Origin of the sequence: Mycobacterium sp. (assembly GCF_035603715.1) — a bacterium.
GTDB lineage: Bacteria > Actinomycetota > Actinomycetes > Mycobacteriales > Mycobacteriaceae > Mycobacterium.
Genome location: NZ_DATNJW010000304.1, coordinates 1 through 10478 on the forward strand (window position 1 = coordinate 1; position 10478 = coordinate 10478).

Below are 10478 nucleotides of genomic sequence, written 5' to 3' on the forward strand. Positions count from 1 at the left end.
AGCTTTGGCTGACGGAATCTGTCCGCCGGGGAAGATGTACTTCTGGATCCAGGTCTGGCTGTTGCGGGTGGCAAGCATCTCTGCGTGCGGCATCGTGATCGCCTGGATCACCACGTGCCCGCCGGGTTTGACCAGCCGGTCCAGGGTGCTCAGGAAATCCGGCCATGAGCGATGTCCCACGGCCTCGACCATCTCCACCGAAATCACGGCGTCGTAGTGTCCGTCGATGTCGCGATAATCGCACACATCGATGCGCACCCGATCGGATTTGCCGGCAGCGGCGATTCGTTGGCGGGCCAGCCAGCTCTGCCGGTCCGAGGGGGTGACGGAGTGGACGCGGGCGCCGCGGGCGGCCGCGCGGATGCTCAATTCGCCCCATCCGGTGCCGACCTCCAGCAGTCGGGTGCCGGGTCCGACCGCGGCCTCGTCCAGCAGTAGGTCGATCTTGCGTCGCTGCGCTTGGGCGAGGTCGGGCCACGAGGCCGGCAGGCGGTCGAACAGCGCGCTCGAGTACGTCATGGTCTCGTCGAGGAATTCGATGAACAGATCGCTGGAGACATCGTCGTAGTGCGCGGCGATATTGCGCTGCATCTGTTGCCGGCTGAATCGCGGCACGCCCGGCCGAGCGGCGACCGCGAGCGGTTTGAGCAACCGCAGTCCGCGCCGGGCGAGGTGGTTCAGCGCCGGCGCCATGATGGTCAGCACCGCGACCAGATCGGTCGACTCCCATTCACCGGCCATGTAGGACTCGCCGAAGCCAACGAGTCCATGGCGTCCCATCCGGCGGGCCAGCCGGTCCGGATCGTGGACGGTGAGCGTGGGTGACGATGCGTCGCCCGCGCCGATCACCGCGCCGTCGGGGTAGGTCACCCGCATCGGCAGGCCGGCGACGGCCCGGCGAAGCAGCCGGCCTGCGAACACCGCCGATGCGGCGGCCACCGGCCCGGACGGTGCCGCTAGAACCTCCGGCCAACAGTCTGAATCGGTTGCCGTTGGGGTGCTTTGGCTGCTGACGAGCACTAGGGGAGCGTCGGGCTCGATCTCCGAGACGTCGTCCACAACATAGAGGTGACATGGTTGTTGCACACCACATATTCGGAGCGGACGGCCTTGCGGTTGAGCGACGGCCGTCACAACGATCGGCGCGTGTGACCCATCCCTCCCGCGGACCGCTCCGAATGCCTTGCATCAGTGACAAATCTGGCGGCGCAGGCCGCGACGACAAAGGAGTTAAGCGGAATGAACGACGGTCAGAGGAAGACACTCGCGGTGGGTTTCGCGGCGCTTGCGGCGCTGGGGTTCTCGGCGTGTTCGAGCACCAAAACCGACTCTGGGCAACAGTCCAGCGCGCAGCCGATGAGCAGCTCGGCGGCCCCGGCCATGACCGGCGCCACGGCGGCCCCGGCCAGTGACCTGGTCGGCTCCGGATGCGCGGACTACGCCGCGATGCATCCCAATGGCCCGGCTTCGGTGGCCGGAATGGCACAAGACCCGGTCGCCACGGCGGCGTCCAACAATCCGATGCTGTCGACCCTGACGGCGGCGTTGTCGGGCAAATTGAACCCGAACGTCAACCTCGTCGACACCCTCAACAACGGCCAGTACACCGTGTTCGCGCCGACCAACGCCGCATTCGACAAGTTGCCGGCGGCCACGCTCGACGATCTCAAGACGAACACTGACAAGTTGAAGAGCATCCTGACTTTCCATGTGGTGCAAGGCCAGGCGAGCCCGGCCAAGGTCGACGGCATGCACAAGACGCTGCAGGGCGCCGAAGTAACTGTGGCCGGCATGGGGAACGACCTCAAAGTCAACGACGCGGGCCTGGTGTGCGGAGGGGTGCACACCGCTAACGCGACGGTGTACATGATCGACACTGTGCTGGTGCCACCCAGCCAGTAGTCGTTCGCGGATCGTCGTGAAGATAGGGCAGCCCGGTCCCCCGGGCTGCCCTATCGCTGGTCAGGGGCCCGACCAATCCAGAACGACGCTGGGCGCGAATAATGATCATGGTGTCGCTCGCATTGATCGGTCTGGTCGGAGGCCTCATCACCGGCATATCGCCGTGCATCCTGCCGGTGTTGCCGGTGATCTTCTTCTCCGGGACCACCGGCACCACCGGCGGGGCGGTGGCCGTCGAAGCCAAACGCGATGTGTCGCGGCCGTATCGGGTGATCGCCGGGCTGGTGCTGAGCTTCAGTCTGGTCACCCTGGTCGGCTCGGCACTGCTGTCGTTGCTGCACCTTCCGCAGGACGTTATCCGCTGGGTGGCGCTGCTCGCCTTGGTGGCCATCGGGCTCGGCCTGATTTTCCCGCGCGTCGAGCAGCTGCTGGAGCGACCCTTTGCCCGCATCCCGCAAAAACAGATCGCCACGCGCGCAAGCGGATTTGGTCTCGGGCTGGCGCTCGGTGTGCTGTACGTGCCTTGCGCGGGCCCGGTGCTTGCCGCGATCGTGGTGGCCGGGGCCACCGCGAATATCGGTCTGCCTGTCGTTATTTTGACTGTGGCCTTCGCCTTGGGCACCGCGGTGCCGCTGTTGTTCTTTGCGCTTGCCGGTCAGCGAGTTTCGCAGCGGGTCAGCGCCTTTCGCCGTCGGCAGCGCCAGATTCGGGTTATAGCCGGGATTGTGACCCTGCTGCTGGCGGTGGCATTGGTGTTCAACCTGCCTGCGGCGTTGCAGCGGGCGATTCCCGACTACACCAGTTCACTGGAGAACAAGTTGGGCGGCGACCAGAAGATCCAAGAGGCACTCAACCTCGGCGGCATCGTCAACGATCAGAACAAAGAGTTGTCGAACTGCCACAACGGATCTGCGCAACTAGAGAATTGCGGTCCAGCGCCCGATCTCAAGGGCATCACCGCCTGGTTGAACACCCCCGGTGACAAACCGATCGATCTGCACGCGCTGCACGGCAAGGTGGTGTTGATCGACTTCTGGGCCTACTCCTGCATCAACTGCCAGCGTGCCATCCCGCATGTCGAAGGCTGGTACAAGGCATACCACGACAGCGGTTTCGAGGTCATCGGCGTGCACACTCCCGAGTACGCATTCGAAAAGGTCACGGAAAACCTGAAAAAGGGCGCCGCCGACCTAGGGATCACCTACCCGGTGGCTCAGGACAACAGTTACTCGACGTGGACGAACTACCGAAACCGTTATTGGCCGGCCGAATATGTGTTAGACGCCAACGGCGTTGTGCGGCACATTAAGTTCGGCGAGGGCGATTACAACGGCACCGAAAACGTGATCCGCGAGCTGCTCACCGCGGCCCGTCCCGGGGTTTCGCTGCCAGCGCCGGTGGATGCTCCCGACACCACCCCGAAGGTGGATCTGACACGCGAGACGTACTTCGGAGTGGGCAAGGTGTCCAACTACGCCGGAGTCGGTAAATACGACGAGGGGAGCGCCACGTTCGCGTACCCGCCGACACTGCCCGCCGATTCCTTTGCGCTACAGGGACCGTGGGCACTGGACTACCAGGGCGCGACGGCCGACAGCGATTCCTCGAGCATCAAGCTGAACTTCCACGCCAAGGACGTCTACATCGTCGTCGGCGGAACCGGCACCCTCACCGTCACCCGCGACGGCAAGACAACAACGGTACCGGTCAGTGGGCCACCGACGTCACACCAGATCGTCGCGGCCGGCGACGTGGCCCGCGGATCCATCGATGTGCGTGCCAGCAAAGGGCTGCAGGTCTTTTCCTTTACCTATGGCTGATTCGCGCCGCAGCCAATCCACGGCGCGTCCGGCTCCGAACAAATTGTGTAGCTATCAACACTGAGGAGCCTGAAAAGTGATCAACAGCCAAACCAAGGCGATCCCGGCAGTGGGCCTCGCGGCAGCCGCCGCGGTGGGCATTGCCCTCGCCACATGCGCACCAGCCATGGCCGCACCGAATCTCGTGGGTTCGGGTTGTGCGGACTATGCATCAATGCACCCGAACGGCCCTGCTTCGGTAGCCGGGATGTCGCAGGACCCGGTCGCCGTCGCGGCCTCGAACAACCCCCAGCTCACGACCCTGACCCAGGCGGTCTCTGGTCAACTCAACCCGCAAGTGAATCTGGTCGACACGCTAAACAGTGGTCAGTACACGGTTTTCGCACCGACCGATGCCGCATTCAGCAAGCTGCCGGCCGCGACCATCAATGAGCTGAAAACCAATTCGGACATGTTGAAGAGCATCCTGACCTATCACGTGGTGCCCGGCCAGCTGAGCCCGGCACAGGTTGACGGCTCACACAACAGCGTTGAGGGTGCGCCGGTGAACGTGACGGGCGGCGGCAACGGCCTCAAGGTCAACAACGCCGGCCTGGTTTGTGGTGGCGTGCCGACCGCGAACGCGACGGTATACATGATCGACACGGTATTGATGCCACCTGGGCAGTGAGTCTTCCCGGCGACACGGGCCTGAGTGCCGCGAAACGTTGGTCCATGCTGGTGATTTCGTTGACAGCGACGTTGTCGGCGAACGTCTTCATCAACGCCATCGCCTTTCTGATTCCGGCGATGAAGGCACAGCGCGGTACGGGTCTCGCGACGGCCGGTTTGCTCGCGTCGATGCCGAATTTCGGCACGATGGTCACCCTCATCGGTTGGGGCTATCTGTTGGATCGCATCGGCGAACGATTTGTTCTCGCAGTCGGTTTGGCTCTGACCGCGGCGGCGGCGCTGGCCGCGGCGTCAGCGCATTCGATGGTGCTGATGGGGATCTTTCTGTTCCTCGGCGGCATGGCCGCCGCCAGCACGATCACCGCCAGCGGCCGCCTTGTGATCGGGTGTTTTCCGCCGCAGCAGCGTGCATTGGCGATGGGGTTCCGGCAGACTGCGCAGCCACTGGGAATAGCGGTGGGTGCGGTAGTGCTTCCCGAGCTTGGCAAGCACAACTTCTCGGTGGCCTTGGTGTTTCCCGCGGTGGGTTGCGCGCTGTCGGCGGTTGCTTGCGTTGTGGGCGTGCAGGATCCGCCGCGCCCACCGCGAGCTGAGGCCGACGAAGGCGAGTTGGAGAATCCGTATCGAAAGACGGCCGCCTTGTGGCGAATTCATCTGGCCTCGGCCTTGCTGATGGTGCCGCAGCCGGTGGTGCTGACGTTCATGCTGGTCTGGGCGACCCGTCAGCACGCCTTCTCGATCGCGTGGGCCGGTGCGCTGATGGGTTTCTCGCAGGTGTTGGGTGCGCTCGCGCGTACGGCAGCTGGTCGTTGGGCCGATCGGGTCGGCTCGCGGATGCGCCCGCTGCGGCATATCGCTGTGGTCACCTCGGTGGTCCTGCTGGTGCTGGCGCTCGCCGATCAGCTGCATTCGGCAATTGCGGTGGTGGCCATGGTCGTTGCCCTGGCGATCGCCGGCGACAACGGCCTGCCGTTCACCAGCGTGCCGGAGATCGCCGGGCGGTACTGGAGTGGGCGCGCCCTGGGCACCCAGAACACCGTCGAGCGGATGACCGTCGCGATCGGGCCCCCGGTATTCGGTGCTCTGATCACCGCGGCCGGCTATCCGCTTGCCTTCGCGGTGTGCGGGCTGTTTCCGTTGGCCGCGCTGCCTTTCTTTCCGTTGGTCGCCCACCGATCCGCGTCGGCGGCCACTCCATCGCCGCTGTGAATTACGGCGTGATGACGTGTGACGGATCGGGCCGCAGCTCCGGCGGTGCCTGGCTGTAGTCGCCGAACGGCCCGTCGCGGCGCTCGACCGCGGTCCGTGCACCCTGGGTTTGTGCGATGCGGATGAAGTCGAGCGCCTCGGGGGTGTTGCGCATCAGGCCGTCAATGATGCCGCCCAGCATCTGGGTGGAGGCCAGGCCCATGTTCTCGTAGGCCTGGTTGACGATCAGCTTCTGCGCCCGCAGCTGCGACAGCGGGATCTGCGCCAGTTCGTCGGCGATCTCGGCGACGCGCGCCTCGAGCCGCTCGAACGGCACCGCCTCGTTGATCAGCTCGATCTCGGCGGCCTGCACGCCGGTCAGCGGCCGACCGGTCAGGGCGTGCCACTTCGCCTTGGCAAGGCTCAGCCGGTACATCCACATTCCGGTTAGGTACGCGCCCCACATTCGGCTGTACGGGGTGCCAATGACGGCGTCGTTGCTCGCGATGACGATGTCGGCGCACAGCGCGTAGTCGCTGCCCCCGCCGACGCACCAACCGTGCAGCTGGGCGATCACCGGTTTGGTGGCCCGCCAGATCGCCATGAACTTCTGATGCGGTCCAACGGGGGCGGTAACCATCGCAAAATCCTTGCCCGGGTCCCACTGGCCGTCGGTGTTCATGTAGTCGTCCCACTGCTGGAAGCCCTTGCCGAAGTCGTAGCCGGCGCAGAACGCCCGGCCGGCGCCGCGCAGCACGATGACCTTGATGTCCGGGTCCAGCTCGGCCCGGCCGACTGCGGCCTCGATTTCGTCGGGCATCGGCGGAACGATGGTGTTGAGCTGGTCCGGGCGGTTCAGCGTGATGGTCGCGACGGGTCCCGCCGTGGTGTACAGAAGTGTCTCGAAATCGGTTGTCGGCATAGCCGAAGCGAAGCCGCTCCGGACTCAGGGGTCAAGAGCCTCGGCGCACCCCGGGGACGACTGACGTCAGTCCTCGGCGTGTCGTTGGGCATCCCACCGTTCGAGGTGCGCCTGCAGCTGGTAAATCCCTACCGCGAATGCCGGGCCGACCACCGACAATGTGCCTATCAACACCGGGTTCATCTCGAACCCTCCCTCGGATTCCCATACTGCCGCGTCTCAGTAAAAATTAAGGTACACCTCAGGCTAATCACACCCAAGGATTATCCGCGGCGTTTCGCCGAATCTTGACGAAAAAGTGAGCAGATGAGTATCGCGCCGTAGTGAACGAGGATGCTGCGCTAGCCGCCGTCGGGCGGCAGCATCTGAAATCCGGTCAGGACGGTGTCGGTGTCGCGGGTGTACACGGGGTTGCCCGGATCGGTGGACTGGACCGTGACGGTCGTGACGTAGGTACTGGTGTCATAGGTAGCTGCGACCATCAGTGTCCTGATCTTGCGCGGCGGAATACGACCCATGCCCGGGGCGTCGTAGTCGACGAGCTCAGCTTTGTCGCCGCAGAGGGTGATCTCCTTCGCATGCATCCCGGTGGCGCCAAGGCGGTCGACCAGTGCAGCCCGTTCCTGGTCGAAAATCGTTTCGTCATTGGTGGCCGCACCGGGCACAGATTCCAGAGTTACCACCGCGGTGGGCATGAAATTGTTGGCCACCAGGTCCTTGTTTCTCATCGTGAAGCGGATGACGTCTGAGTCCAGCATCGACGCGCGCTCCCAGCCCGCCGGCTGCGGAATCCGCAGCCGCGGCTCGCCGTCGGAGTGCGGGTCGATCGGCGTCAAGGGCGCTGAAACTTGCTCGCACGAACTGCCTTTGGCTACCGGATCGTGAGGGCCAGGGACGGCGGTACCGGTAATGACTTTGGAGCAACCCGGCACGGTCAGCAATGCCATGGCGGCGATCGTCCCGCACAGCTTGAACGGCAATCGCATCGCACCACACCACACCCTCGTATCTTGCACTGTCAAGTACCCAGCATCCGCCAGAGAAACGCAAAGGCCAGCGCCGTCTTGAACGCACTCTGCGCATTGTCGGCTGCACCGGCGTGGCCGCCCTCGATGTTCTCGTAGTACCAAACGCGGTGGCCGGTGGCTTCCAGCGCCGCCGTCATCTTTCGGGCATGCCCGGGATGCACGCGGTCGTCGCGGGTGGACGTGGTGATCAGTACCGGCGGGTAGTCGGCGTCGGCCGAGACATTCTGGTAGGGCGAGTATTCGGCAATGAATTCCCAGTCGGCCGGGTCGTCGGGGTTGCCGTACTCGGCGACCCAGGATGCGCCGGCCAGCAGCAGATGGAAGCGGCGCATGTCCAACAGTGGGACTTGGCAGACCAACGCGCCGAACAGTTCTGGGTACTTGGTCAGCATGATGCCTACCAACAGTCCGCCGTTGCTGCCGCCCTGCGCGCCGAGTTGCGGCACCGTGGTGATGCCGCGATCGACCAAATCGGTTGCCACTGCAGCGAAGTCTTCGGCTACCAAGTGGCGGCCCTCGCGCATCGCCTGGGTGTGCCAGCGCGGCCCGTACTCACCGCCGCCGCGGATGTTGGCCAGCGCGTAGGTGCCGCCGCGGGCCAGCCAGAGCCGGCCCATCACCGGGCTGTAGCCGGGGGTATAGGAATTCTCGAATCCGCCGTAGCCGTACAGCAGAGTCGGGCCCGGCCCTTCCGACTCGCCCGGTCGCACGACGAAGTAGGGAATCGCAGTGCCGTCCTTCGACGTCGCGAAATATTGTGCTATAGAGAGGTTTTCGGCGTCGAAGAACCCTGGCGCGGCCTTGACCTGCTCGAGAGCGCCGCTACCGGTACCACGCAGCAGCCGCGACGGACTGTCGAAGCCGCTTGAGTCAAGAAAGAATTCGTCGCTGGTGTCGTCGGCGGCGACGATCACGCTCTCGGTCGCTGCGGGAATTCCTTCCAGCGGTGCGCGCTTCCAGCTACCCGGCGTGACGATCTCCACCCGGCTGGCCACATCCGCCAGCGTGACGAGCAGCAGCTTGTCGCGGGTCCAGGCGTACTGATGTAGGCAGGTGTGCGCATCGGGCTCGAAGATCACCGTCAATTCCCTTGACCCGCTGAGGAATTCGTCGTATTTGGCCGCCAGCAACGAGCCGGCGCAGTAGCTGGTGGTACCGAAGGTCCAGTCGGTGCGCGGTTCGACCAGCAGCCATTCGCGATGAACCGAGATGCTGCTCGCATCGGAGGGAACGTCGAGGTGGATCAGTTCCGAGCCGCGCAGTTCGTAGCGCTCGCTATTCCAGAAGTCGGTGCCCCGGGACACGAAGGTGCGCTCGAAGCCCGGTGTTCGATCGGTCGAGCCGCCGACGCTGACATCGGTGCGGGCGCCCTCGAACAGCAGTTCCGCGTCGTCGAGCGATGTCCCGCGACGCCACCGCTTGACGATGCGCGGGTAGCCCGATTCGGTCAGCGAGTCGGGCCCGAAGTCGGTGCCGACCAGCACGGTGTCCGGATCGTCCCAGCCGATCTGCGTCTTGGCCTCCGGCAGCTCAAACCCGTCGACGACGAATTCGCGTGTGTGCATGTCGAATTCGCGCACGACGACGGCGTCCGCCCCGCCACGCGACAGATTGACCAGGGCGTGGGTGAATTCGGGTTCGATGACGATGGCGCCGGACCAGACCCAGTTCTCGTCGTCGGTGCGGGACAGCTCGTCGACGTCGATCAACACGTCCCACTCGGTGGCGTCGCTGCGGTAGCTGTCCAATGTGGTTCGCCGCCACAGCCCCCGCGGGTTGGCGGCATCGCGCCAGAAGTTGTACAGGTATTCGCCGCGGCGGCGTACGTACGGGATGCGGGCGTCGGTGTCGAGCACCTCGAGCGCTTCGGCGCGCATCCGCTCGAACTCCTCGCCGGCGAACTGGGCCACTGTCGGATCGTTGCGGGCGCGCACCCAGTTCAGCTGCTGCTCACCGAGGACGTCCTCGAGCCACAAGTAGGGGTCGTTCGACTCGTTCGTCATATGCGCGGCCATGGGGCCATTGTTACCGCGACGGTAGTGTGAGCTGTGTAACACCGTCGAACGACGAGGAGTGGCGACAAATGACTGTCTTCGCACGACCGGGTTCCACCGGGGCCCTGATGTCTTTTGAATCGCGGTACGACAACTTCATCGGCGGCGAGTGGGTGGCACCGTCCGCCGGCCGCTACTTCGAGAACCTGACGCCGGTCACCGGTCAGCCGTTCTGCGAGGTGGCGCGTTCGGACGCCGCCGATATCGAGAAGGCGCTCGACGCCGCCCACGGCGCGGCCAAGGCCTGGGGAAAGACCGCCCCCGCCGAGCGGGCCGCGATCTTGAACAAGATCGCCGACCGTATCGAAGCGAACCGGGACGCGCTGGCGCTGGCCGAAGTCTGGGACAACGGCAAACCGATCCGCGAGACGCTGGCCGCCGACATCCCGTTGTCCGTCGACCATTTCCGCTATTTCGCCAGCGCCATCCGGGCCCAGGAAGGCTCGCTGTCGCAGATCGACGACGACACCGTCGCCTACCATTTCCACGAGCCGCTGGGCGTTGTCGGGCAGATCATCCCGTGGAATTTCCCGATCCTGATGGCGACCTGGAAGCTGGCGCCCGCGCTGGCGGCCGGCAATACCGCGGTGCTCAAGCCGGCCGAGCAGACGCCGGCATCGGTGCTCTACCTGCTGTCGCTGATCGGCGATCTGCTGCCGCCCGGGGTGGTCAACGTCGTCAACGGGTTTGGCGCCGAAGCCGGCAAGCCGCTGGCGTCGAGCGATCGGATCGCCAAGGTTTCCTTCACCGGCGAGACCACCACCGGGCGACTGATCATGCAGTACGCCAGCCAGAACCTGATCCCGGTCACCCTCGAACTGGGCGGCAAGAGCCCCAACATCTTCTTCAACGATGTGATGGCCGCCCACGACGACTTCCAGGACAAGGCGCT

The 10478-nt window shown here is 64.8% G+C and carries 8 protein-coding genes and 1 pseudogene; 5 read left to right on the forward strand and 4 right to left on the reverse strand.

Annotation, left to right across the window (positions count from 1 at the left end; genetic code table 11):
• Positions 1-1041: class I SAM-dependent methyltransferase (locus tag VN856_RS12600; protein ID WP_325689478.1), on the reverse strand; the 1041-nt coding region annotated here is incomplete at its 3' end.
• A 198-nt stretch (positions 1042-1239) separates the two neighbouring features.
• On the opposite strand from VN856_RS12600, the gene VN856_RS12605 reads away from it, so the two are divergent.
• From VN856_RS12605 to VN856_RS12620, 4 genes are all read left to right on the forward strand, one after another.
• On the forward strand, positions 1240-1902 hold the full coding sequence (locus tag VN856_RS12605; protein WP_325689465.1) for a fasciclin domain-containing protein: 663 nt from the start codon (positions 1240-1242) through the stop codon (positions 1900-1902).
• Between the two features lie 107 nt (positions 1903-2009).
• A complete protein-coding gene (locus VN856_RS12610; protein WP_325689467.1) occupies positions 2010-3722 on the forward strand; it encodes a cytochrome c biogenesis protein DipZ in 1713 nt (570 codons plus the stop codon).
• Positions 3723-3798: 76 nt separating this feature from the next.
• Complete coding sequence (locus VN856_RS12615; protein ID WP_414686940.1) at positions 3799-4392, forward strand: fasciclin domain-containing protein; 594 nt, start codon at positions 3799-3801, stop codon at positions 4390-4392.
• Positions 4393-4436: 44 nt separating this feature from the next.
• A complete protein-coding gene (locus VN856_RS12620) occupies positions 4437-5603 on the forward strand; it encodes an MFS transporter (protein ID WP_325689469.1) in 1167 nt (388 codons plus the stop codon).
• 1 nt (position 5604) lies between these two features.
• Here VN856_RS12620 and VN856_RS12625 read toward each other — a convergent pair whose 3' ends face one another.
• From VN856_RS12625 to VN856_RS12635, 3 genes are all read right to left on the reverse strand, one after another.
• Entirely contained in the window at positions 5605-6504 is a 900-nt protein-coding gene (locus VN856_RS12625) for a crotonase/enoyl-CoA hydratase family protein (RefSeq protein WP_325689471.1), read from the reverse strand.
• Positions 6505-6845: 341 nt separating this feature from the next.
• Positions 6846-7490, reverse strand: a complete 645-nt coding sequence (locus VN856_RS12630) for a hypothetical protein (RefSeq protein ID WP_325689474.1) — start codon at positions 7488-7490, stop codon at positions 6846-6848.
• Positions 7491-7522: 32 nt separating this feature from the next.
• Positions 7523-9535, reverse strand: a complete 2013-nt coding sequence (locus tag VN856_RS12635; protein WP_325689476.1) for a prolyl oligopeptidase family serine peptidase — start codon at positions 9533-9535, stop codon at positions 7523-7525.
• Between the two features lie 80 nt (positions 9536-9615).
• Between VN856_RS12635 and adh the strand changes: the two are divergent.
• Positions 9616-10478 (forward strand): annotated as a pseudogene (gene adh, locus VN856_RS12640) (aldehyde dehydrogenase); the annotation flags it as partial.